Origin of the sequence: Burkholderia sp. BCC1996, assembly GCF_905339955.1 — a bacterium.
Taxonomy (GTDB): Bacteria; Pseudomonadota; Gammaproteobacteria; order Burkholderiales; family Burkholderiaceae; genus Burkholderia.
Window position 1 is genome coordinate 213470 of the sequence record NZ_CAJPHM010000005.1, and the last position, 23271, is coordinate 236740.

Genomic DNA, 23271 nt, shown 5'->3' on the forward strand with positions numbered 1-23271 from the left:
GCGCGTGCGCCGTTTACCCCATCACCACGTTCGCGAGCCGGAACTGGTACGCGGTCGCGGTCGTGCCGCCACCGCCGCCCGTCATCACGATGTCGGCGCTCTTGATGCCGAGCAGCGACAGTTCGGTGTTGATGTCGGACAGCACGGCCGAATTCATCACCGCGCCCTGTTCGATCTGCGACGCGGTGCCGATCCACAGCGTCGGCTTGAACTCGAACACGGCCTTCTGGCCCGGCACGATCCCCGTCTTGTGCGCGAGCAGCCGGTTGTCCTTGAAGACCGACGCGGTGATCGCTCCCTGGCTCAGGTCGTTGCGCAGCTGGATCTCGCGCGACGTCGGGGCGGGGCCGGCGAGCGCGAGCACGTTGCCCGACGTCGAGCGCGACACGTTGAAGACCTGTCCGTTGTCCGCGCGCTTTTGCGGCATGTAGTTGCCGTCGGCATCGCTCGCGGAGACGGTCGTCAACAACGGGAACACGAACGGATGGTTGTCGCCGCGTCCGCAGTTGGTGATGACCTTCCACGCGATCGCGAGCTCGTCGAAGTCCGTCGACACGTTCTTCTGGAAGATCACGATCTGGCTGTTGTTGACGTCGTTCGACAGGTTGACGAAGTTGAGATTGATGTCCATGAGTCACCTTGATTCGATTCGGATAACTGATTGAACGGGCGCCGGCCGTGCATCGCCGGCGCACGGACCGTTACGCCATCACCACGTTTTCCAGCCGGAACGTGAACGGCGTCGAGCGCGGGCCGGGGCCGCCGCCGGTCATCACGATGTCGGCGCTCGCGATGCCGAGCAGCGACAGTTCCGTGTTGATGTCGGAGATCACCGCGGAATTCATCAGCGCGCCCTGTTCGATCTGCGACGCGACACCGATCCAGATCGTCGGCTTGAACTGGAACACCGCCTTCTGGCCCGGCGCGACGGAGGTCTTGCGCGCGAGCGCGTTGCCGTCCTTGTAGATCGTCGCGTTGATCGCACCAGCCGGCAGGTCGTTGCGCACCTGCACCTCGGAGCTCGCGCCCGGGTCGCCGCCGAGCTGCAGCACGTCGCCCGAGCTGGAGCGCACGACCTGGAACACCTGGCCGTTCGCCGCGACCTGCTGCGGCATGTAGTTGCCCCAGCTGTCGCTCGCGCTCACGCTCATCGTCATCGGGAACTTGAACGGATGGTTGTCGCCCTGGCCACAATTGCGGATCACCTTCCACGCGATCGCGAGTTCGTCGAAGTCGGTCGCCACGTTCTTCTGGAAGATCACGACGCTCGAGTTGTTGGCGTCGTTCGAGCGGTTGATCAGGTTCAGTTGGATATCCACGTCGTTGCTCCTTGAGTTTGAAAAAACGGCAGTCGGTCTGCCGCACACCTTTCCCGCCGGCCCGGCCGAGAAGCCGTGCCGTCAAGCCGGTTCAAGCCATGTCGGGCGGCACTACGCGCGCACGATGTGTTCGAGCGCGAACGCGAACGGCTGCGCGTCGGTGCCGGTGCCGCCGCCCGTCATCACGATGTCGGCCGCGGCGACGCCCGCCAGCGGCAGCATCGTGTTCGCGCTCGACATCACCGCCGCGTGCAGTGCGCGGCTTTCCTGTACCTGCGACGCCACGCCGATCCACAGCGTCGGCGTGAAGCGGAATACCGCCTTCTGCCCGGGTGCGACCGCTTCCTTCACCGCGATCAGCCGGCCCGCGCTGAACGCGTTGACGTTCACGGCGCCGCGCCGCAGCCGATTGACGATTTCGATGTCGCCGCCCGGTGCGTCGGCCGGGTCGGGCACGAGCCGGCCGCGTCCGGTCGGCTGCGCGTCGATCACGAAGCGCACGCCGGCGGGCGCCGTGACGCGCGGCGAGAAGTTGCCGTGCTCGTCGCCGAGCGCGACGTCGATGTCGGTCGAGTAGTCGAACGGATGGAAGCAGTCGCGTCCGCAATAACGGATCACCTTCCACGCGATCGCGAACGTATCCAGATCGGGGATCACGTCGCGCTGGAACAGCACGACCTCGCTGTTGCCGCAGTCGTTCGAGCGGTTCACGAAGCGGAGCTTGATGTTCATGATGCTTGCTCCTCATCCGGCGTGCCGCGTTCGTCGCGCAGCGTGCGGTCGGCCCACTGCGCGAGCGCGGGCGCGACGCCGTTCGCGAGCGACGCGACGTGCAGCGCATGCGCACGCGCCTGCGCCTGCAGGTCGCCGGCGAAGCGCCCGAGCGCCATCGCGGCATCGGCCGGGCCGCGCGTGCGGCCGAGATCGTCGAGGTATTGCGCGGCCGCGTCGGCCATCGCGCCCGCGTGCTGGAGGTGGCTCTGTGTGAAGCGCGTCGCGAGATCCGCATTCAGGGCCGCCAGCTCCTTGACCGCGGCGGCCGAACTGCCGAGCCCGAACCGTTCGAGCTGGCCGCGCCACAGTGCGTCGGTCGCGGCCTGGCATGCATCCGTGTAGCGATGGCCGGCGAGCAGCGCGGTGTGCGCGAACGCGCGCCACGCGGGGCTGGCGGACGTGCCGCCGGTGCCGGTCGTCTGCGCGGCGAGCTTGCCGAACAGCTGGAGCGCGTCGGCGTGCGCGCGTTCCCATTGGGCGATGAACGTGGAGAACATGGCGATTCCTCGTGAAGAAGGAGCGATGACGGCGCGACGGCAGCCGCTACGCGGATTACCGACGCGCGGCGCCGAGGCGCTGCACCATCTGCATCACGGCGGCCATCTGCGGCGCGTCGCGGCGGTAGAAGCCGGGTTGGAGCGGATCGGTGCTCGTATAACCCCAGAAATCCCAGCAGCCGAGCGGATTGACGGCCGATTTCTCGACCTGCGGATACAGCACGATCAGCCGGTTCGTGTCGGCGATCTCGTTGTAGCCGACGCCGCGAATCATCCGCTCACCGACGGTCGCGACGTTCTGCACGCAGCCGTGGAAGACGACGTGGACCGCGCAGGTCGCGCGTTCGCAATCGGCCGGCACGTACGCGTAGCCCGTATCGCCGAGCGACGCGCGGCGCTGCGGATCGAACGCGCGCTGGTCGAACGCCAGCAGCTTGCCGCCAGCCTGCGCGGCGGGCGCGTTGAGCGGCTTGTCGGGCGTGCCGTAGATCCAGCGCACGATGTCGTGCGCCTGCTGGAAGCCGCAGTTGTCGATATACGGGCTCGCGTTCGCACTGCACGCGTTGTCCTCGGGGCGGTTCGTGATGAACGCATGCCCGGCGTCCGGCGATCGGCGATACTGAAGGTTCGCGGCCGGAACCTGCGCGAGCGTGTAGAAGCGCGCGGTCTGGTCGACGACGCGCGTGAACACCACCGTATCCTTCGCCCCGCTGAACACGTAGATGCGTTGGCCGCGCAGGTTGGCCGGATCGTCGATCTCGTCGCGCTGCGCGAACGTGCGCGCGGCGCGCCATGCGTCGGCCGCGGAGGGCGCAGGGCCGATCGGCTGCATGCACAGCGTGGTCGCGGCCACCGCCGGCGGGATCAGCGCGTTCACGCCCGCGCAATAGAACGGCCCGCCCGCGACGATGCCCGCGCCGATCAGCCGGCTCGAGAACGCGACGTCGAACTGCGCGGCCATGAAGCCGCCGGACGACAGCCCCGACACCGACGTGCGCTGCAGGTCGGCGCCGTATGCGGGAAGCGGATCGGCGGGGGCGGCGAGCGCGGCGTGCGGCGCGAGCGCAGCCAGGGCGGCGACGGCAACGGTAACGGTGGCGGTGACGGCGGCGCAAGCGGCGCCCAGCGCGCGGCGCACTACGTGCGAGGCGGCGGTGCGGGGCAGCGTCTTGCGGCCGGGCGAGCGGGTGACGTTCATGCGGGGCTCCTGTCGTGACGAGTGGTGAATGACAAGGGTTGTAACGGTACGGATGCAGCAAGACTTCAGCGACGGTTTCAGCTTACGGGCAGCCGACGACATGCGAAATGGCGCGAACGACACGCACGGCGACCCGTGACGTTCGGCCGGTGCGGCGTCACGGCGCTCACGACAGAAACAGCGCGCGCTCGGCCCGGCGGCGCTTCGTGAGGCCCGCGAGCGGCTTGCCGCCGGCCTTGTTCCAGACGAGGAACTGGTCGGCCGCCCGCGCGCTCGCGCCGGCGTTCAGGTAGCGCAGCAACGTCGACGAGCGCAGCCGTCCGGCGCCGAGGTTGAAGACGAACGACATCAGCGCATCGAACTGCTGCTGCGTGACCGGCACGCGCAACAGCTTGCGCAGGTTCAGCTCGGCGCCGCGAAGGTCATGCCGCAGCAGCGCCTCCGCTTCGGCCGGCGTCAGCGGGCGCGTGAAGCGCTCGTTCGGCAGGATCAGGTGCCCGTAGCCGATCGTCGGCTTGCCGACCGCGTCGAGATAGCGCGCGAGCCGCAGCCCCTCGAACTGCTTGATCAGCGCGATGCCTTGCTCGCCGGTGCGTTCAGGCTGGTTCGCCATCGTCGTTCTCCTTGCCGCCCGGCCGTGCGCGCGGCACCAGGCGATGCGTGTATTCGTCGATCACGCGCATGATCGCTTCGGGCGGCGGCAGCGCCGCGAACTGCATTTCGATGTCGATGTGCTCGGTGTCGCGCTGCCGCGCACTGCCCGGCGCGGCGTCCTTCTTCTCCGAGCGCGGCGCGAACGTCACGTAGAAGCGGCCGCGCTGGTCGTCGTTGCCCGAGATGCCGCCGGCCGGCAGCGCCTCGGTGAAGTCGCCGCGCACGGTCAGGTGCACGACCATCCGGTCGAGCGCGAGCCCGCGCGGCGTGGCGAGCGCGACGAGCGGCACCGGCATCGTGTGCTCCGCGTCGAGTGCGACCGTGACCTCGCGCGGCGCGAGCAGGCCGTCGTCGCGCAGATCGAAGAACTGGTCGAGCACGGCGGTGTACTGGTGCGCGAGTAGCTGGTTCGCGGCGGCGGCCGCGTGCTGCATCCCGCGTGCGATCTCGTCGAGCGCGATGCCGCGCGGCGGCGGGCGTTCGTCGTCGGCCGGGGCGCCGGGCGGCGGCGTGGGCGGCGCGGGTGGCGTCGGCGAAGCGGGTGGTGTCGGCGAAGCGGGCGAGACAGGCGCAGCGGGCGAGACAGGCGCAGCGGGCGGCAAGCCGCCGGTCGATGCGCCGGCCGCGGCGGCCGGGGCATCATTCACGCCCGACGCGGCGCCGGCCGGCCAGCCGGCGGAACCGGGCGTCGCGTGGCGCGGCGGATCGACGCCTGCCGCCGCCGGCACCGCGCCGCCCGTGCCGGCGACCGCGTCCGGGCCCGCGCCGGCGACCGCGCCGCTACGGCCCGCCACCGCCCCGGCCGGCGGCGGGACCGGCCCGTCCGGTTCCTGCCGGGCAGTGCCGCCGCCCGGACGCGCATCCGCGTCGTCGTGCCCGCCGCCGCCCGCGCGGCGCGACCGTCTGAAGAGCCTGAACATGGCCGGTCCGCGCGCTTACGCGTGCGCCGGCTGCTGGGCGCCCGCATCGGCTCCGGCCGGCGCGGCCGCCTTGCCGCCGGCACCCGACGCGTCGCCGACCAGCTTGCCGTCGGTCGGCGTCGCCGGCAGCGGCTTCACGTCCTTCGCGTTGCCTTCGGTGACGACCGGCTTGGTCGCGGCCTCGGTCAGGAAGTCGATCACGCGCATCAGCGCTTCGGGCGGCGACTGGCGCTTCACCTGCGTATGGATCGAGTATTTTGCGCGCGTGTCGGTGCTGCGCGTCTGCTCCGCCTTGTGCGACACGCGCCCGGACACGCTGACGCTGATCGGCCCCCAGCCGAACTTCGCCTGGAATTCGCCGCCGGCCTCGGTCGACGACGACGACTTCTCCGACTGCGTGATCTCCATCTCGAAGTCGATCGTGCCTTCCTCGATCGCGATGATCGGATGGACGATCGCCGCGAGCAGCGGGATGCGCATCGTCTTCTGCACGACGCCTTTCGACACGCCGCTTTCGTCCACCAGCGTCTCGTCGTAGTCGAACTGGACGGCCACGGCCTTGCCGCCCTGGATGCAGACCTGCATCAGGAAATCCGCGTAGCTCTTTGCAGCCTGCGTCTGCGCGCTGATCATCGCCTTTAACGGGCCGGCGATCATTTGGTCCATGGGTAAAGCGTTAATCACCGAGCCAATGAAATTCGCGTCCATGAATAAACTCCTCTTCGTGTTGAAGACAACGGAAATTCGCTGTCGTTATTCACATTAGGAAATTGAAGACGTTTACCAAATATGACGTCCGTCACGTCCGGCGGCCCGGGCCGGCGCGCGGCGGGCATCGGTATGCGCGGCGGGGCGCGGCGTGGACGAATTAGGCCATTCGTCACGGAGCGACGGGCCTAGTGCGCGGTGCGTAAAACAGCGGTAAAAAAAACGCCGGGTAGGGAAGCAAAAAATCCTAAACCGAGCATCCCGATTTCGAGGAAACCGCGCAATGAACGTTCTGATGATCGATAGCCCGCCGTTATTCGTCGCGGGCGTGGCGGACGTACTGTGTAAACGCGATGTCGACTGGCATGTGTGGTCGGCCCGCCGTCCCGAGGACGTCTTGCGCTTGCGCGACGCGTTGCTGCCCGGGACGGTCGAGGCGATCACGATCGAATGCGGCGAGCACGCCGCGCGGCCGAGCTGGCCGAGCGTACTGAACGAGACGTTCGCCGGCGCGCCGTGGCTGTGCGTGGTGGCCGCCGTGTGCCGCCGCACGATTGCCGATGCGCTGCTGGCGGGGGCGGCCGGCATCATCGACCGGCACGCGAGCGCCGACGAATTCGCGGATGCGCTCGGCCGCGTCGCGGCCGGCGCGATCTACGTGCCGCCGAACGACGGCGGCGCGACGCAGGCGCCCCCGGGCGGCGTGCCGGCCGGCGACGATCGCGCATTCGAGCGCCTCACGCCGCGCCAGCGCGAGGTGCTGCGGCTGCTGGCCGAAGGCAAGTCGAACAAGCAGATCTGCCGTGTACTGAATGTCGCGGAGGGCACGATCAAGAACCATCTGTACGCGTTGTTCCGCCAGATCGGCGTGAGCAACCGGACGGAGGCCGCATTGTGGCTCGCGCGCCACGTTCCGGCCGAGCCGGCCGGATTCACGTTCGCGCCGGCGTGCCATTCGCCCGGCTGATGCGTGCGACGGGCGCACCGATCGGGCCGGCACGCGAGCGTGCCGCGGGCGAAGGCGGGTTTCGCGCTGCGGCGGCAACGGTGCGCCCGCGCCGCGTCGCGCTACTGCCGGGGCGCGTCGGGCGGAAGCGGATCGTCCGCGGCCGACGGCGCGGGGTGGGCCGCGAGCATCGCACGCGTGAATTCGGCGAGCCGCGCGCGGACGGCCTCGGCGGATGCCGCGCCGTCGAGCGATTGCTGCAGATCGAGCAGGTTGGCCGCCAGTTCGCCCTGCCACTGCGCGCGTTCGCTGGCGGCGCGCGCGCGATTCGCGGCGAGCGCCGCGCCGACGTCGGTCGAGCGGTCGCCCTGCACCAGCGTCTCGAGCGTCTCGACGAGCCTTTGCAGCACGCGATGCACGGCCGTCGCCGAGAAGCCGCCGAGCATCGCGAGCGCCGGCCGCCCGAAGTTGTGCATGCTGCCCTGCGCGAACAACTGGGCCGGCAGCATCTGGACGATGATCAGGCCGGCGATCACGCCGAGAATCAGCCGCGCGCCATACGATGCGTCGTATTTCGGATCGTAGGTCGACGCGGCGACGTAGTGGTGCGCCTGGAACAGCGTCGCGAACGACGCGCCGAGCCCCGCGCAGCACAGCAGGAAGGTGGTGTTCCACAGCAGCTGCACGCCGTTGGATTGCAGGAAGCCGCGCTCGATGTTCTCGCCCGACACATGCGGCGACAGGCTCGTCAGCACGACCGCGAGCAGGAAACCGAGCGCCGACCCGGTCAGCAGCCGGATCAGCGGCACCGGGCCGAGCCACGCGAACGGGTGCGCCTGGCGCCGGTGCATGTCGAGCAGCGTGACGGCCTGTGGCGTCGCGGGCGCGACGAGCGTCGCGAGCTTGCGGTGGATCGCCGCGAGCGCGTGCTGCTGCGCGGGCGCCAGCGGCGTGGTGGTCGACGCGCCCGGCGCCGGGTTGGACGCCGGGTTGGACGAAGCGGCGGCCGCGATCAGCGCCGCGAGCCGCGCGACGAGTTCGGGCTCGATCGGCAGCCCGTGATGGAGCGCGTAGCGCGCCATCGCCTCGCATTCGTCGCACAGCTGCGCGGCGAGATCGTCCGGCGCGCGTGGCGGCTCCTGCAGCGCCGGCCGCGCGCGCCAGCGCCCGAAGCGCGGGGCGCCCATGTCACGGTGCGCCGTCCGCATCCGGCACGTCCACGTCGAACGCGTGGATTGCGACGCGTTCGCGTTCCGCGCTCGACAGGTGGCGCACGCACGGCGCTTCGGCGACCCGCTGCCAGTGCGTCTGCGTGCGGTCGACCGCGAACACGACGACTTCCTTGTGGCGGCGGCCGTCGTTGTGCGCGATGTATTGCAGCGAGTCGGGCACGTCGAACGCGTCATCGGTCGGATTCACGCCGTACGACAGCACGAAGTCGAGCACGAGCGCGCCGTCGTCGAGATGCGGCGGCTTGACGTCGTTGCCGGGATACTCGCGCCATTCGAGGAAGTCGAGGCAGATGTCGATGCCGAACGGCGGCGCTTCGCCGAGCCGATTGTCGAAGCTGTCCGACAGGCGCGGGCCCTGATACGGCGACGACGGCGGCGCGTCGGCCGTCGCGCTTTGCGGCGACACGTCGCTCTTCTTCAGCACCTCGACCAGCGTGCCGTCGCCGAGCTGGAACGTGTGGGCGAGCGGCGTCTCGAGCGCATCGACCGAGTCGCCGTAGTCGATCCACGACGTATGCCGCTTCGGCCAGATCGCCGCGCGGCGCGTTCCGTCGTCGTCGCCGTCACCATCGCCCCCTGCGCCGCGCGCGAGCGGCGGCAGGAAATTGGTCGTCGCGAACGTGAAATTCAGCGACACGTACGGCCCGACGAACGCGCCGTCATCGGGCACGTCGGCCGCCGTCTCGTGCTTGACGAGCATCGCGACGGTACCGGGCAGGAACACGATCGGCCCGTACTGATCCACCGGAAAGCGATCGGCGACCGCGCCGATCGCGCGCCGCACGGGATCGAGCTGCAAGTCGACGATCGCATGGAGTTCGTCGACGTCGTTCAGCGCGTCCCACGGCACGTTCCAGTAGAACTCGGGCGCGGTGACGAACGTGACGCGGCGTGCATCGTCGTCTTTCGCGTCGCGCCGCACGGCTTCGAACGCGCTCGACAGCGCACCGTTCAGGTGATTGAACAAGACCCCCTGCACGCGCGCTGCATACGCATCGAGCGCTTCGTCGGGCGCACGCAGGGGTTTGCAGTCGCATGAATAGCGCACGGAAACGATTCGGACTGGCTGTTTCATGATGGTTTCCTCTTCCTTGATGATGGCGGCGCGGCGCTTCAGGCCGCACCGCCGCGGCTTCAAACGGACGTGATGTCAGTGATCCAGAACCACGGGTTCGCGTACGGCCCGTCGATGACCTTGGCGACGGTCTGTCCGGGCCCCGGATCGAGCGTGCCGGGCACCCAGGCTTCGTAATGGATCGGCGAGAAGTACAGGCGGCCGAACACGTAGTCGAACGCGATGCGCGCGCGATTGCCGCCGCGGAACAGCGCATTCGTGCCGGCGGTGTATTCGACGTAGCCGGTCGTTTGCGCGCCGCCGCCGCGACCGTTCGAATTCGCCTTGAACGTGGCCGCATGGCGTTCGTACAGCTTCGCGCGCTCGGTGAGCCCGGCGAACGGGTCCGTCGCCGTGCCGTAGGTGAAGGTCGGCAGGTAGCGCGGCACGTTCTGGTGGATCTGCCGCATCGCGCCGAGCACGTCGCCGCCGATGTGGCGCCCGGGCGTGCCGCGATCGACGACGCGCGCGGACGTGGCGATTTCGGACATCAGCGCCCGCAGCTCGGGCGGCGCGTCGAGCCGCGCGAACGGAATCACGTACATCGGCAGTGCGCAGCCGGTCTGCTGCTTGCCCGCGCGCGGCGTATCGCCGGCATTCGCGATCAGGCCCAGTACGAACGCTTCCCAGCGCAGCGACGCGTTGAAGTCGAGTCCAGACATGAGTGGCTCCTTCGCCGGCATCAGGCCGGCTCGCCGAGCGGGAAACCCTTCGCCGCCCAGTTGTTGAAGCAGGCCGTGCGATCGTCGTTCGGCGCGTAGGTCGCGAGCGTGCCGTCGAGCAGGCCGGCGATCGCATGCTCGGTGCGCGCGAAGCGCAGCGCCTCGGACAACGCGATCACGAGCCGTGTGAGATCGGGCTTGAACGGTGCGGGCTTCGACGCGTCCGCCGGCTTGAGTTTCGACAGCGTCCACACGGCCTGATGGAGGTTGCTCGGATTGATCGTCGGCAATGGATCGGTCGCGTAGCCGAGCCAGCCGTACGAACCGTCGCCGCCGAGCGCTGTCGCGCCGGCCGGCGTGCCGCCCGGAAACGGTCGGATGTCGAATACGAAGGTGCCGCCCTGGCTGACGAAGCCGAGCGTGTACAGCGACGCGTCGACGGCTGGGCCGTTCTTCGCGGCTTGCCACGCGAGGTTCAACAACAGCGACACGCGCGGCGCGCCGGTGTCGTCGCCGATCACGACGTCGACGGCTTGCCGCGTCGCGCGCGTGCCGTTCTGGCGGATCGCGTCGCGCAGCGCAGTGAGGTCGTCCTGGTAGTCACGGCCGGTGGTGAGTCGAAGTTGCACGATGTTCGCTCCTGCAGATAACCCGGCGTTGCTCGGCCGTCGAGACGGCGCGCGGGTCGAAGCGAATGCGCTGCCGTGCGGCCACTGTGCGCGGCGCGCGGCGGGCGAACAATGCGGCAGAAGTCATTGGCCGGGGTGTGACCGAACACCCGGGAAGCGGGTGTCGGATTTGTTCGGCGCAGGTGGCGAAGGGGAGAAGGGGCGAGGCGACCGCGTGTGGAAGATCGGCGACTTCGGCGGCGTGTTTCATGCGTTGCCGGGCGGCATGACCGCCGCGCGCCGAAAAGCACAACGGCCAGATTTGCCGGTAGCGGCAAACCTGGCCGTTGGCGTGACTGCCGCCGAACGCGTGTTACCCGAACGTTTCGAGCGCGAGCAGTTCGTCGATCGTTTGCCGGCGGCGGATCAGCCGCGGCGTGCCGCGATCGACGAGCACTTCCGGCGCGAGCGGCCGGCTGTTGTAGTTCGAGGACATCGACGCGCCGTAGGCGCCCGCATCGTGCAGGAACAGCAGGTCGCCGATCTGCGGCTGCGCGAGCTTGCGGTGCGTGACCACGCCGCCCGCGTCCTGCGTGAACACGTCGCCGGACTCGCACAGCGGCCCCGCGATCGCGATGTCGACGAGCGGCCGGCCGGCCGGCAGCGCGCCGTCCTGCGTGTGGACGGACACCGCGTGGTAGCTGCCGTACATCGACGGACGCATCAGGTCGTTGAAGCCCGCGTCGATCAGCACGAAGTCGTGCTTCGGACGGCGGTTCACGGCCTGCACTTCGGTGACGAGCGTGCCGGCCTCGGCGACGAGGAAGCGGCCCGGTTCGATCTCGATGCGCACCGCGTGGCCGAGATGCCGTTCGATCCGCTTGCGCGCGGCATCCCACTGGCTGAAGTAGTGACCGACGTCGACGCGCGGCTCGCCGTCGCGATACGGAATCGACAGCCCGCCGCCGGCGGAGATCGCTTCGATGTCGTGGCCGAGCGACGTGACGAGGTCGACCATCGCATCGCACACCTGCGACAGGTGGCCGTAGTCGACGCCCGAGCCGATATGCATGTGGATGCCGACCAGCTTCAGCCCGTACTGGCGCACGATCTCGATCGCGCGCGGCACGTCGTCGATCCAGATCCCGTGCTTGCTCTGCGGGCCGCCGGTGTTGGTCTTGTTGCTGTGGCCGTGGCCGAAGCCGGGATTCACGCGCAGCCACACGCGATGGCCGGGCGCATGCTCGCCGACGCGTGCGAGCATGTCGAGCGAGCCGGCGTTCACGGTCACGCCGTGCTTCAGCACGGCCGCGAGCGTCGGACGGTCGATCAGGTCGGCCGTGAACACGACGCCTTCCGGCTCGCCCGCCGGACTGAACCCGGCCGCGAGGCTGCGCTCGATCTCGCCGAGCGACACGGCGTCGACGCACGCGCCTTCCTCGCGCATCAGCTTCAGGATATGCAGGTTCGAGTTCGCCTTCTGCGCATAGCGGATCACGTCGAACTGGCGCAGTTGGGCGATGCGGTCGCGGATGACGTCGGCGTCGTACACCCACAGCGGGGTGCCGTATTGCTGCGCGAGCGTCGCGAGCTGGCGGGAATCGAGGGACATGGCGGATGAATCGGATCGAATGAACGGACAGCGTGAATGATGCGCCTGAATGGCTATACAGTAAAATGCCTGTTTGTCGACATTCGATTCATTTCTGATATAGGCGGCCATGCTCACACACCGGCACATCGAGGTCTTCCGCGCGCTGATGGTTACCGGCAGCACGACGCGCGCGGCCGAGATGCTCTATACGTCGCAGCCCACGATCAGCCGCGAGCTCGCGCGGATGGAACAGGTGGTCGGCTTCGCGCTGTTCGAGCGCTCGCATGGCCGGCTGCGGCCGACGATGGCCGCGCTCACGCTGTTCGACGACGTGCGGCTCGCGTATGTGGGGCTCGAGCGCGTCGCGGCGACGGCCGCGCGGCTGCGCGAGTTTCGCGACGGCCAGTTGTCGGTGATCGCGCTGCCGGCGTTTTCGCACGCGATCCTGCCCGGCGCATGCCGGCGCTTTCACGACGCGCATGCGGGCGTCAGCGTGTCGGTTGCGACGCAGGAGTCGCCGGTGCTCGAGGAGTGGCTGACCGCGCAGCGCTACGATCTCGGGCTGACCGAGCACGACGTCGCGCCGGCCGGCACCGTGCTCACGCCGCTGCTCGAAGTCGACGAGGTGTGCGTGCTGCCGGACGGCCATCCGCTGCTCGCGCAGCGCGCGATCGATCTCGCGGATCTCGCCGATCGCCCGTTCGTGAGCCTGTCGCTGAACGACCCGTACCGGATCCTGATCGACGAGGCGTTCGCGCAGCTCGGTGTCGCGCCGCGTTCGGTGGTCGAGACGCCGTCGGCCGTGTCGGTGTGCGCGTTCGTGCGGCAGGGGCTGGGCGCCGCGATCGTCAATCCGCTGACCGCGCTCGATTTCGTCGGGCGCGACCTGCACGTGCGGCCGCTCACGCGCTCGTTTCCCTACCGCGTCAGCGTGATCGTGCCCGAGCACCGGCCGAAGAGCCTGCTCGTCGACGCATTCGCCGAAGCGCTGCGTGGCGAAGCGCAGGCGATTCGCGAGCGGCTCGCCGCGCTGCCCGGCTGACGATCGCCGTATGATGGGCGTTTCGCTGCGCGCAGCCTGCTCCTCTTCGTCATCTTCACGGAAACGGAACCCGTCATGACCGATGCTGCATCTTCCCTCGAACAACCGACGCTCACCGGCGCGCGCATCGCGCTGCGGCCGCTCGAAGCATCCGACCGGCAGGCTTTGCTCGATGCGGCGGCGGACGGCGAGCTGTGGAACCTGAAGGTCACGGTCGTGCCGGGCGAGGAGACGGTCGACGCCTATCTCGACACAGCGCTGCAAGGCCGCGCGGCCGGCACCGTGATGCCGTTCGTGATCGTCGAGCGTGCGTCGGGCCGCGTGATCGGCAGCACGCGCTTCTGGAAGATCGACCGCAAGAACCGCAAGCTCGAGATCGGTCATACGTGGCTGAGCGCATCGGCGCAGCGCACGCGCGCGAATACCGAAGCGAAATGGCTGCTGCTCGCGTATGCGTTCGATACGCTGCACTGTGTGCGCGTGCAGTTCACGACCGACGAGCTGAACGAGAAGTCACGCGCGGCGGTTCTGCGGCTCGGTGCGCAGCAGGAAGGGATCGTGCGTCACGAGCGGATCATGCCCGATGGCCGCAAGCGCAATTCGGTGCGCTTCAGCATCATCGACGACGAATGGCCGGAGGTGCGCGAGCGGTTGCGGGCGAAGCTCGCGACCTGACGCGAAGGAGCCGCAGGCGTCGCGCCGCCGGAGAGGGGGCGGCGACGCGACGAGGGGGGAAGCGGCGTGCCGCGCGCGATGCGCGGCGTGGCGGCGCGTTACTGCGCCGATGCGAGGTGATGACGCTGCGCGAGCTTCTGCGCGGCCGCGTAGTGCGCCTGCAGGATCGGCAGCGCCTGGCGTGCGACTTCCTTCAGCTTCGTGTCGCGGCCCGACGCGATTTCGGCCTGGAATGCCGAGATCGTCTTCTGCTGGCCGGCGAGCGCGACCTGCTCGATATACGCCTTGTCGAATTCCGCGCCGCGCAGGGTCTTGATGCTGTCCAGCACGGCCGTGTCGGGATCGTTGGCCGGCACGTCGACGCCGCGCGGGCTGGCCGCGCGCATCGCCTGGATGATCTTCTCATCGTCGGTCGACACGCGTTGCGCGAACGCCTTCACCTGGCTGTCCGACGTGCGCGAATCGGCGATGCGTGCGGCGTCGTGCTGGGTCGATACGGTTTTCGTGCCGTCGTTGATGAAGGCCTGGTCGGCTTCGTGGATGCGCGTCTGCGTGGCGGCGGCCGGTGCGGACGGCGCCGGTTGCGCGGTTTGCGCGGTCGCCGTCACGGCGACGAGAAGCAGGCTAGCGGCAGACAATGCAAGGCGCGAGACTTGGGGAAAGCGGTTCATGGGACCTCCTTTCTATCGGGGCTCTGATTAACGGACGGATCGCGTGATCCGCAGCTGTGCGAGAGACCGGGCGCGCCCGGGCCGGGCTCGATCGCCGCTCTGCCGCGGCGGCGTTCGAAGTGTTTCCCGGCCCGACTGATTCTAGGAGAGCGCTCAGGTAGCAGGTGCAACCGCGCTGTGGTTTGTGTAACGGTTGGTAAGACGAAACGATGGGTGCGCGCGCGGCCAGGTAGGGCGTACCTGTTGCGTGCATCGTGGCGGCAATTTTTGCGTGCGCGACGTGCATGCGATCGCTGCAATGCGCGCGCATGTCATCGACGTTTCATCGTCGTGCGGGCGGATTGTTTCGCGATCCGTCGAATCGAGCGCGCGATTCGTACGGCGTCCTCACACGCGATCGAGCAATGCGTCGAGACGCGGCAGCAACGGCGTCGCGCAATGCGCCTGCAGCGCGTCGGGCGCCGTGTAACCCCATGCGACGCCTTGGAATGCGATACGCGCGCGGCGCGCCGCTTCGGCATCGCGGATCTCGTCGCCGACATACAGCACGTCGTCGGGCTGCATGCCCGCTTCGCGCACGAGCGCGCGCAGCCGGCGCGCCTTGCCGAACAGCGGAATGCCGCACGCGAACGTGTCGACGCAGCGGCTCGCGTGCGGGCCGAGCCGGTCGCGCACGATGTCCTCGGTGTTCGACGTCGCGATCGCGATGCGGATGCCGCGTGCGGCGAGCGCGTCGAAGGTCGCGTCGACGCCGGGGAACAGCGTCACGTGCGCGATGCGCGGCCGCATCAGCCGGCGCATGTCGAGCGTCACGCGCGGCACTTTCCACATCGGCACCTCGAGCGCGCGGATGATCTCGCGTGCCGACATGCCGCGCAGCGCCGGGCGCAGCTCGGGCGTCGCGTCGCGAAAGCCGTGCAGGCGCGATGCCTCCGTGAGCGCCGCGAGAAAGCAGTCGAGCGAATCGGCGAGGGTGCCGTCGAAGTCGAACGCGATGAGTCGATAAGGCATGAAGCGATGCCGCGAGTTGATCGAGCCGGTGACGATATCACCGAATCGGGCCGCGTGGCCCGCGCGAGCGGTTGGGGCCGTAGCGAAGCGGGAGCGTTGGACAGCTTCCTTGCATCGACCGGAATGCCGCCCGCGAAACGCGGTGCATGACATAACGGGCGTGAAAGCCCGGTATGCTGTCGACGCTATCGTTTCCCCCCGTTTCCTTCGTCTGGACTTCCCTGAAATGAAAATCGCCCGTGCCCGTTCCGCGATGTGGATGCTTGGTGTGTTCGTCGCGTTGACGTCCGCGACGCCCGCGGCCGCCGCCGCGGAGAAGCGCTGCGGATGGCTCGAGAATCCGACGCCGGCCAACTGGTGGCTCGTCGACAAGGACAACAGCTGGACGCTGTCGACCCAGGGCAGCCCGCCGGTGCCGGGCCTCGACGAGATGCCGGACATGTCGACGCGCGGCTGGGTCGTCACCAATGCGGGGATGCACGGTTACGGCTGCGCGTGCCTCGACCTGGAAATCGACCCGCGCACCCGCGAGGTCACGCGGATCGTGGCGGCCCGGCCGCTGCCGCTGAAGCGTTGCAAGGCCGATCGGGCGTTGCCGGCGCCGTAAGGGGGCAGGTTGGTGGGAGCGACGCGATCGTGAATCGGCGGCATCGCTTGTCGCCCACCCCGCGCCGCGCTATCGTTGCTGCTCCACCCCGAGCCGACCGGAGAGCCGACGTGCCCGCAGCCACCCCCGCCCCGCTGAGATTTTCCACCGACAAGCGCGAGCTCGACATCGACGCGATCTTCGATTTCCTGCACCGCGATGCGTACTGGTCGCAGGGCATTCCGCGCGACGTCGTCGAGCGCGCGATCGACGGCTCGCTGTGCTTCGGCGCGTATGTGGGCGACCGGCTCGTCGGGTTCGCGCGGCTCGTGACCGACCACGCGACGTTCGCCTACCTGTGCGACGTATTCGTCTTGCCGGCCGAGCGCGGCAACGGCTATGGCCGCGCGCTGATCGACCACGTATTCGCGCAGCCGATGGTGCAGGGCCTGCGCCGCATCATGCTCGTGACGACCGACGCGCACGAACTGTACCGGCCGGTCGGCTTCGGGCCGTCCGCGAATCCCGAGCGGCTGATGGAAATCCGCCGCCCCGATATCTACGCGAAACGCTGACGCGCGGCGAGCGCATACAATACGCGCTTTCGTTTTTGCCGAAGGGAAGCAGATCATGACCGAACAGGAAGCCGAACAGCTCGCCACGCATCGTCACTACAAGGGCGGGCTGTATCGCTACATCGGCGTCGCCCGTCATTCCGAAACCGAGGAGTCGGTGGTCGTGTACGAGCATCTGTGGCCGCATGCGCGCGGCTTGTGGGTGCGGCCGGAAGCAATGTTCAACGAGAACCTGCCGGACGGCACGCCGCGTTTTCGCAAGCTGCGCGACTGAACTGAGCGCGCCCGTCGACCGCACGACGAGCGGTTCCAGCGCCCGGCCTAGCCGGCGGCGCCCGGCGTGTCGCGCGGCGCGGACTCCCGGTGCATCGCCAGCGCGAAGAAGCGCCGGATTTCGTCCATCAACTCCGCACGCGCCGATGCGAAATCGAAGGCGCGCCGGTTGTCGTGCGCGAAGCGCCGGCGCCACTCGTCCGCCGCATGCCGTGCTTCGCGTGCGCGCAGGTCGTCGAGTTCGGGCGTGCGCAGTGCGTGGTCGGCAATCAGCGTCACGCCGTCGCGGCTGACTTCCAGCAGGCCGCCCGCGACGAGCAGCCGGCGGTGTTCGCCGCCCGGTGCGGCAACGAGCGTCACGACGCCGGGCCGCAGCCGCGTGAGCAGCGGCGCGTGATGCGGGTAGATGCCCAGCTCGCCGCTTTCTCCGGGCACGACGACGAAATGTGCGTCGCCCGAATACAGCACGTCTTCCACGCTGAGGATGTCGAGCTTCATCGACGTCGGCATGCGTGCCTCCTTCAAACCGCCGCCGCGCCGGCGACGATCTCGCACAGCTCGGTGGTGATCTGCGCCTGGCGCGTCTTCTGATACAGGTGCCGCAGCTCGCGCAGCACGCGATCGGCGTTCTCCGTCGCGGTCTGCATGCTGAACATCCGCGCGCACTGCTCGCACGCGTAATTCTCGACGACGGCCTGGTAGAGCGTCGCCTCGACGTAGCGCAGCAGCAAGGTATCCACGGCCGGTTTCGGTGCGGGCTCGTACAGATAGTCGGATGTCGCGGTGTCGCCGGGCGGCGTGCCGGTGTCGAGGCCGGTGAGCGGCAGCACCGCGTCGATGCGCGGCGAATACGCGAGCGGGCTCGTCAACTGGTTGTACGCGATGTGCAGTTCGTCCAGTTCGCCGTTGACGAACGCGGTGAGCGGCACGAGCAGCGCGCCGAGCAGCTGCTCGAAGTGCGGCGCGGCGGCGAGGCCGCTGGCGCGGGCGGTGATGGTCGCGCCGTGGCGCATCAGCGGCGCAATGCCGCGTGCGCCGATCACGCTGAGTTCGCACGCGACGCCGGCGCGGTTCCAGCGTTCGAGCGCATCCACGCATTCGACCAGCAGCCGCGTATTGAGCGGGCCGCACAGCCCGCGATCGGTGCTGACGACGATCAGGCCGACGCGGCGCACGGGCGTGCGTCTCGCCATCAGCGCGGAGACGTGGCCGGACCGGTCGCGCAGCACGCGCTCGGCCATCTCCCGGATGCGCGCCGCATAGGGCCGGAAATCGCGTGCCCGCCGCTGCGCGCCCGCCATCTTGGTGCGGGCCATCATTTCCATCGCCTTCGTGATCTTGCGCGTGGACGAGGTACTGCTGATCTTCGAGCGGATTTCGCGGATGTGCATGTGAGGCGGGGAGGCAGGTCGCCCGGTGTCGCCGGTGCGCTGTGGCGACGCGATGTCGGCCGCGAGTGCGGCAGCGAGGTCGGCGGATATCGCGCCGCGGCCATCGAACTGTCATCGCGCGATTTCATGCTATCGGGATTTCACCTGAAACGTTTGACCGCGATCAAGCGATCGCTTCCGGTTACGGACCAGAATGGTTTCGCCGATCGTCGCACCGGGCGTTCGATGACCGATTGCCGTCCGCATCGGAAGATCGTTGCGAACGCATCGAAAGACGCAAACGTCACGCATACGTCACGGCCGCGCGCGTGACGTGCGATTCGCCGCGGGTGTAGCGCGGACGATCGTCGCGCAGCCCGCGTACGGCTTTCCCCTTCATGTTCCCAGTAGCCAGGAATTCAATGAATTCGAGCGATACCGATACCATCCCGCCTTCCGCGACGTCCGCCAGCGCGCCGGCGTTGCCGATCTTCTGGCCGATGGCCGCCGCCGCCGCGATGGTCCGGCTCGGCTCGGCACTCACCGCGCGCAACCTGCGTTTCGTCGCGGAAGAGGAGAAGCTGCATTGCGAACCGCATCCGGCGCTGGCGTCGCCGAACCGCGCGCTGCTGGAACTGCGCACGATGACGTTCCGCGATTATTCGGTCGCGCCGGCGCACGGGCTGCCGACGATCGTCGAAGCGCCGTATGCGGGACACCGGGCGATGATCGCCGACTATCAGCCGGGGCAGAGTTTGATGCAGACGCTGCGCGAGCACGGTGTGACGCGCGTGTATCTGACCGACTGGCGCTCGGCGACCGAAGACATGCGGGACCTTGAGATCGACCAGTACCTGGCCGAGCTGAACGTCTGCGTCGACGAGCTCGGCGGGCGCGTGAATCTCGTCGGTCTGTGCCAGGGCGGGTGGATGTCCGCGATGTATGCGGCGCGCTTTCCGCACAAGGTCGCGAGCCTCGTGCTCGCGGGCGCGCCGATCGACACGGATGCGGGCGACGGTCCGATCAAGCGGATGGCGCACATCTATCCGACGTCGTTCTACGAGGAACTGGTGACGATGGGCGGCGGCCTGATGCGCGGGCGTTTCATGCTGCGCGGCTGGAAGAACATGCATCCCGACCAGCACTATCTCGCCGAGCACGTCGACCTGTACGAACACCTCGACGATGCGGACTACCTGCGCAAGCGCGAAGCATTCGCGAACTGGTACGAAAGTCCGATCGACCTGCCGGGGCGCTGGTATCTGCAGGCGATCGTGCAGATCTTCAAGGAGAACCGGCTCGCGAAGGGCACGTTCGTCGCGCTCGGGCGGATGCTCGACCTGAAGGCGATCACGTGCCCCGTTTATCTGCTTGCCGGCGCGGCCGACGACATCACGACGCAGGAGCAGGTGTTCGCCGCGCAGGACCTGGTGGGGACGCCCGCCTCGCAGGTGACGCGCCAGCTCGTGCCGGGCGGACATATCGGGCTGTTCATGGGATCGCGCACGCTGAAGGACGTGTGGCCGGGCATTGCCCGCTGGATTGCCGCGAAGCGGTAGCGGTTGCAGCGGAGGCCCACCGCGCGGTGGGCATGCGCGGCGGCGCCTCGATGCGTCGGTGCGTCGATGGGTCGATGGGTCGATGGGTCGATGCGTCGGCGCGTCGGTACGGCAACGGTGCCGGCGCGCACGCAGGCGGCGGGCGAGCGGTCGCGCCGCCGCGCCAGATCAGCCGCCGAGCAGCGCGTTCGCGAGCGCTGGCGGCGCGTGCCCGATCGTGACTTCCGGCGTGCCATGCCACGCCGCCAGCCGTTTCACGGCCTTCGCGACGTCGGCCGCGAGCCCCGTGCCGAACCGCACGCCCGGCTCGACATGCACCGTCTTCAACTCGAACGTGCGGAGCGCGCGATGCGCTTTCGCGTCGACGCGCCCGATCAGCCGGCCGCGATGCAGCACCGGCAGGCAGAAATAGCCGTAGCGTCGCTTGTGCGCGGGCGTATAGCACTCGATCGTGTAGTCGAACCCGAACAGCGTCGAGGCGCGCCGCCGGTCCCACACCACCGGATCGAACGGCGACAGCAGCGTCGTGACCGTCGAGCGCAGCGTGTCTGCCGCGGCGGCCGGCAGCAGCGCGTCGAGCGAGCGATGCACGTAGGCCGGCTCGTTCCAGTCGGCGACCTCCACCGGGATCAGCTCGCCCGCGTCCGCGAGCTGCTCGAGTTCCGCGCGGTACGAACGGCGCGGCAGCCGGTAGTAATCGGCCACCCAGTCCGCGCGCACGATCCCGAGTGCGCGGCACGTGTAGTCGAGCAGCGCGGGCAGCACCGCGTCGCGCGGCGGCAGGTCGCGCGCATCGTCCCAGTCGGGCAGCACGCGTTCGCGCACGTCGTAGATGCGCTGGAAATTGCGGCGCTCGGACACCATCAGGTGGCCGGTCGTGAACAGCACTTCCAGGTGTTTTTTCTCGGGCTTGCGGTCCCACCAGCCGTTGCCTTTCACCCCGTCTTCGCGGATGAAATCGGCGGACCGCACGGGGCCTTCGTCGCGAATCCGCGCGAGCAGCCGCTCGATCTCGGTGCGGTTCTGCGCGTGCCAGTCGGCCGCGTATTTCCAGCCCATCCCCGACGGATCGAGCATCTTGTAGCGCATCAGCCCGAATTGCTCGACCGGCAGGAAGCACGCTTCGTGCGACCAGTATTCGAACAGGCGCGCCTCGGCGAGATGCTCGTCGAGCCACTGCGGGGCGAAGTCGCCGAGACGGCTGAACAGCACGAGATACGGACTGCGCGCGACGACATGAATCGTATCGATCTGTAACTGCGCCATCCGGCGGATCGTGTCGAGCACGTCGGCCTTGGTGGCCTTGCGGCGGGGCGGGGTCAGCAGGCCCTGCGCGGCGAGATGCAGCGCGCGGGCGGCGGCGGGCGAAAGCGTGAGCATCGGAGCGGCGGCTGAAGGTGGCGGTCGGGCACCACTTTAGCGCGAAAGCGGCGCACGTGTGCGACGCTTTCGCGCGACACGTCTGACAATGCTTGACAGATGCGCGGCGCGACTTTCCCTATAGTGCAGTCATGGCGCGACGAAATGTGCGCGCAACGATTCGGCTTCCGACGCACATATGTCCATGGCACGCAGGAAGCAGATCCGGGATTCTCAACCCCCAACGAGAGACCCGGAGCCCTGAGCGGACATCCATGCGGCTGTGCACCGGCCCCGTGTGGATGTCCGCTGATTTTTTTGTTGTTTCGCTTTCCCGCCGCCTGCCTTTTTCCGCCAGCCAGCCCGTTCATTGCCGCTTGCCGCGCGCGACCTCGTCGCCGGCGCCGGGCGGCAGCCGCCGCGTGATCGGAATCGATGCGAACGAACACAGCCCGACCACGACGAACGCGGGCCAGAAATCCGACCACACCATCGTCTGATGCCCCTGCAGCCAGTGCGACAGGTGCAGCACGAGGCCGGCGACCGTCACGCCGAGGCCGAGCGACATCTGCTGCACGACACTGCCGAGGCTCGTCGCGCGGCCTGCATCGGCCTGCGAAATATCCGCGTAGATCATCGAATTCAGGCTCGTGAACTGCAGCGCGGGGAAGATCCCGCCGACCAGCACGATCATCCAGATCGCCCAGGTCGCCATGCCCGGATGGAACACGCCGTAGGCGGCGATCGCGAGCCCGGCGAACGCGGCGTTGTAGATCAGCACCGTGCGAAAGCCGAAGCGGCGCAGCGTATGGGTGGCCGTCGAGCGGCTCACCGCGCCGCCGAGTGCCGATGCGCAGGTGATCAGCCCGGAGTGGAACGCGCTCATGCCGAGGCCTTCCTGCAGCGCGAGCGGCAGCAGGAACGGCACGGCGCCGAGGCCGATGCGGAACAGCGACCCGCCGACCACGCTCGCGTGGTAAGTCGGGATCTTCAGGAAACTGAGGTCGAGCACGGGGCGCGCCTTGCGGCGCGCGTACGGCACGTAGAGCGCGAGCATCGCCGCGCCGGCCGCGCACATCAGGAGCGCGTTGCCGCGCGACGTGAGCGCGCCGTCGATCAGCGTGAGCCCCATCAGCAGCAGCGCGGCGCCGCTCGCCGACAGCAGGAAGCCGAACCAGTCGAGCGGGCCGGGATCGGCCTCGTGCGTGTTCGCGATGTGCTTGCTCGCGAGGTAGATCCCGTAGATGCCGATCGGCACGTTGATGAAGAAGATCATCCGCCAGTGCAGGTAGGTCGTGATGAAGCCGCCGACGAGCGGCCCGACCGTCGGCCCGAACAGAGCGGGAATCGCGAGGTAGTTCATCGCGCGCACGAGATCGGAGCGCGGCACCGCGCGGAAGATGATGATCCGGCCGACCGGCACCATCATCGCGCCGCCGACGCCCTGCACGAAGCGCGCGAACGTGAGCACGCCGAGCGAGTTGGAGGCCGCGCACATCAGCGAGCCGGCGACGAAGATGCCGATCGCGGTGCGGAACACGGAGCGCGCGCTGAAGCGGTCGGCGAGCCATCCGCAGATCGGGATGAACACGCCGAGGCCGACCACGTAGGCCGTGATCGCAATGTTCAGTGTGACGGGATTGTGCCCGAAGTCCCTCGCCATCGCGGGCAGGGCGGTGACGATGATGTTCGCGTCGACGCTTTCCATGAACAACGCACAGGCAACGATGAGCGGTGCTAGAAAGACGGGCGACATGGGCAGGGCGCGCGGTAAAGACGCCATTATGCCCACAATGTGGTCGTTGCGTCACGCGAGACAACGCTCGTTCCGCATGTTGCAACAGTCGTTCCTGTTAGCGCGCGTGGAAGAAGAGACGACCGCGCTGCCGGTGCGGTCCATGACATGACATATGACGCGCGCCCG

General features: G+C 68.6%; 27 protein-coding genes. 8 read left to right on the plus strand and 19 right to left on the minus strand.

Annotated features, from left to right (window positions below; translation table 11 throughout):
- Positions 1-13: 13 nt before the first annotated feature.
- The 8 genes from U4Z64_RS09080 to U4Z64_RS09115 all read right to left on the minus strand — a co-directional run bounded on the left by U4Z64_RS09080 (position 14) and on the right by U4Z64_RS09115 (position 6070).
- Complete coding sequence (locus U4Z64_RS09080; RefSeq protein WP_044848965.1) at positions 14-631, minus strand: hypothetical protein; 618 nt, start codon at positions 629-631, stop codon at positions 14-16.
- A gap of 70 nt (positions 632-701) precedes the next feature.
- Entirely contained in the window at positions 702-1319 is a 618-nt protein-coding gene (locus U4Z64_RS09085) for a hypothetical protein (protein ID WP_044848966.1), read from the minus strand.
- A gap of 111 nt (positions 1320-1430) precedes the next feature.
- A complete protein-coding gene (locus tag U4Z64_RS09090; protein ID WP_044848967.1) occupies positions 1431-2051 on the minus strand; it encodes a hypothetical protein in 621 nt (206 codons plus the stop codon).
- Complete coding sequence (locus U4Z64_RS09095; RefSeq protein ID WP_044848968.1) at positions 2048-2590, minus strand: hypothetical protein; 543 nt, start codon at positions 2588-2590, stop codon at positions 2048-2050. Before U4Z64_RS09095 ends, U4Z64_RS09090 begins: the two co-directional genes overlap by 4 nt.
- Before the next feature lie 55 nt (positions 2591-2645).
- Positions 2646-3788, minus strand: a complete 1143-nt coding sequence (locus U4Z64_RS09100; protein ID WP_321819769.1) for a poly(3-hydroxybutyrate) depolymerase — start codon at positions 3786-3788, stop codon at positions 2646-2648.
- A gap of 166 nt (positions 3789-3954) precedes the next feature.
- Positions 3955-4401 carry a lysozyme gene (locus U4Z64_RS09105; RefSeq protein ID WP_044848970.1) on the minus strand — a complete coding sequence of 149 codons (447 nt, stop codon included), beginning with the start codon at positions 4399-4401 and terminating at the stop codon, positions 3955-3957.
- Complete coding sequence (locus U4Z64_RS09110; protein WP_321819770.1) at positions 4385-5362, minus strand: DUF2589 domain-containing protein; 978 nt, start codon at positions 5360-5362, stop codon at positions 4385-4387. Before U4Z64_RS09110 ends, U4Z64_RS09105 begins: the two co-directional genes overlap by 17 nt.
- Positions 5363-5377: 15 nt before the next feature.
- Complete coding sequence (locus tag U4Z64_RS09115) at positions 5378-6070, minus strand: DUF2589 domain-containing protein (RefSeq protein WP_124485342.1); 693 nt, start codon at positions 6068-6070, stop codon at positions 5378-5380.
- Between the two features lie 283 nt (positions 6071-6353).
- Here U4Z64_RS09115 and U4Z64_RS09120 point away from each other — a divergent pair, with 283 nt between their 5' ends.
- The gene (locus U4Z64_RS09120) at positions 6354-7037 is read left to right on the plus strand and encodes a helix-turn-helix transcriptional regulator (RefSeq protein WP_044847586.1); all 684 of its coding nucleotides are present in this window, start codon (positions 6354-6356) and stop codon (positions 7035-7037) included.
- Positions 7038-7138: 101 nt separating this feature from the next.
- On the opposite strand, the gene U4Z64_RS09125 is transcribed toward U4Z64_RS09120, so the two are convergent.
- The 5 genes from U4Z64_RS09125 to lysA form a co-directional block, all read right to left on the minus strand.
- Positions 7139-8203 carry a hypothetical protein gene (locus U4Z64_RS09125; protein WP_321819771.1) on the minus strand — a complete coding sequence of 355 codons (1065 nt, stop codon included), beginning with the start codon at positions 8201-8203 and terminating at the stop codon, positions 7139-7141.
- A 1-nt stretch (position 8204) separates the two neighbouring features.
- Entirely contained in the window at positions 8205-9323 is a 1119-nt protein-coding gene (locus U4Z64_RS09130) for a hypothetical protein (protein WP_321819772.1), read from the minus strand.
- Between the two features lie 59 nt (positions 9324-9382).
- Positions 9383-10024: a hypothetical protein gene (locus tag U4Z64_RS09135; RefSeq protein WP_321819773.1), complete on the minus strand. Its 642-nt coding sequence runs from the start codon at positions 10022-10024 to the stop codon at positions 9383-9385.
- A 20-nt stretch (positions 10025-10044) separates the two neighbouring features.
- Positions 10045-10653, minus strand: coding sequence for a ribosome-inactivating family protein (locus U4Z64_RS09140; protein WP_321819774.1), 609 nt, complete (start codon positions 10651-10653; stop codon positions 10045-10047).
- A 352-nt stretch (positions 10654-11005) separates the two neighbouring features.
- Positions 11006-12244, minus strand: a complete 1239-nt coding sequence (lysA, locus tag U4Z64_RS09145; RefSeq protein WP_321819775.1) for a diaminopimelate decarboxylase — start codon at positions 12242-12244, stop codon at positions 11006-11008.
- A gap of 109 nt (positions 12245-12353) precedes the next feature.
- Here lysA and U4Z64_RS09150 point away from each other — a divergent pair, with 109 nt between their 5' ends.
- Both U4Z64_RS09150 and U4Z64_RS09155 read left to right on the plus strand, forming a co-directional pair.
- Positions 12354-13268 carry a LysR family transcriptional regulator gene (locus tag U4Z64_RS09150; RefSeq protein ID WP_044847589.1) on the plus strand — a complete coding sequence of 305 codons (915 nt, stop codon included), beginning with the start codon at positions 12354-12356 and terminating at the stop codon, positions 13266-13268.
- 75 nt (positions 13269-13343) lie between these two features.
- Entirely contained in the window at positions 13344-13943 is a 600-nt protein-coding gene (locus U4Z64_RS09155; RefSeq protein WP_321819776.1) for a GNAT family protein, read from the plus strand.
- Positions 13944-14041: 98 nt separating this feature from the next.
- Here U4Z64_RS09155 and U4Z64_RS09160 read toward each other — a convergent pair whose 3' ends face one another.
- Both U4Z64_RS09160 and U4Z64_RS09165 read right to left on the minus strand, forming a co-directional pair.
- Complete coding sequence (locus U4Z64_RS09160; protein ID WP_321819777.1) at positions 14042-14614, minus strand: DUF4142 domain-containing protein; 573 nt, start codon at positions 14612-14614, stop codon at positions 14042-14044.
- A 387-nt stretch (positions 14615-15001) separates the two neighbouring features.
- Positions 15002-15625, minus strand: coding sequence for an HAD hydrolase-like protein (locus tag U4Z64_RS09165; RefSeq protein WP_321798885.1), 624 nt, complete (start codon positions 15623-15625; stop codon positions 15002-15004).
- A gap of 226 nt (positions 15626-15851) precedes the next feature.
- On the opposite strand from U4Z64_RS09165, the gene U4Z64_RS09170 reads away from it, so the two are divergent.
- From U4Z64_RS09170 to U4Z64_RS09180, 3 genes are all read left to right on the plus strand, one after another.
- A complete protein-coding gene (locus U4Z64_RS09170; protein ID WP_207671168.1) occupies positions 15852-16232 on the plus strand; it encodes a DUF4087 domain-containing protein in 381 nt (126 codons plus the stop codon).
- Between the two features lie 110 nt (positions 16233-16342).
- Positions 16343-16786, plus strand: a complete 444-nt coding sequence (locus tag U4Z64_RS09175) for a GNAT family N-acetyltransferase (protein WP_044847594.1) — start codon at positions 16343-16345, stop codon at positions 16784-16786.
- Between the two features lie 55 nt (positions 16787-16841).
- The gene (locus tag U4Z64_RS09180) at positions 16842-17060 is read left to right on the plus strand and encodes a DUF1653 domain-containing protein (protein ID WP_006751720.1); all 219 of its coding nucleotides are present in this window, start codon (positions 16842-16844) and stop codon (positions 17058-17060) included.
- Positions 17061-17107: 47 nt separating this feature from the next.
- On the opposite strand, the gene atpC is transcribed toward U4Z64_RS09180, so the two are convergent.
- The gene (gene atpC / locus U4Z64_RS09185) at positions 17108-17569 is read right to left on the minus strand and encodes an ATP synthase F1 subunit epsilon (protein ID WP_044847595.1); all 462 of its coding nucleotides are present in this window, start codon (positions 17567-17569) and stop codon (positions 17108-17110) included.
- An 11-nt stretch (positions 17570-17580) separates the two neighbouring features.
- The gene (gene atpG, locus U4Z64_RS09190; RefSeq protein WP_321798890.1) at positions 17581-18450 is read right to left on the minus strand and encodes an ATP synthase F1 subunit gamma; all 870 of its coding nucleotides are present in this window, start codon (positions 18448-18450) and stop codon (positions 17581-17583) included.
- A 479-nt stretch (positions 18451-18929) separates the two neighbouring features.
- Between atpG and U4Z64_RS09195 the strand changes: the two genes are divergently transcribed.
- A complete protein-coding gene (locus U4Z64_RS09195; protein WP_415750563.1) occupies positions 18930-19988 on the plus strand; it encodes an alpha/beta fold hydrolase in 1059 nt (352 codons plus the stop codon).
- A 168-nt stretch (positions 19989-20156) separates the two neighbouring features.
- Here the strand turns inward: U4Z64_RS09195 and U4Z64_RS09200 are convergent, their stop codons facing one another.
- Positions 20157-21368, minus strand: coding sequence for a winged helix-turn-helix domain-containing protein (locus U4Z64_RS09200; RefSeq protein ID WP_321819779.1), 1212 nt, complete (start codon positions 21366-21368; stop codon positions 20157-20159).
- 346 nt (positions 21369-21714) lie between these two features.
- Positions 21715-23103 carry an MFS transporter gene (locus tag U4Z64_RS09205; protein ID WP_124485360.1) on the minus strand — a complete coding sequence of 463 codons (1389 nt, stop codon included), beginning with the start codon at positions 23101-23103 and terminating at the stop codon, positions 21715-21717.
- Between U4Z64_RS09205 and U4Z64_RS09210 the strand changes: the two genes are divergently transcribed.
- Complete coding sequence (locus U4Z64_RS09210) at positions 23054-23254, plus strand: hypothetical protein (RefSeq protein WP_185500302.1); 201 nt, start codon at positions 23054-23056, stop codon at positions 23252-23254. The two genes, U4Z64_RS09205 and U4Z64_RS09210, sit on opposite strands and share 50 nt — an antisense overlap.
- The last annotated feature ends 17 nt before the right edge of the window (positions 23255-23271 follow it).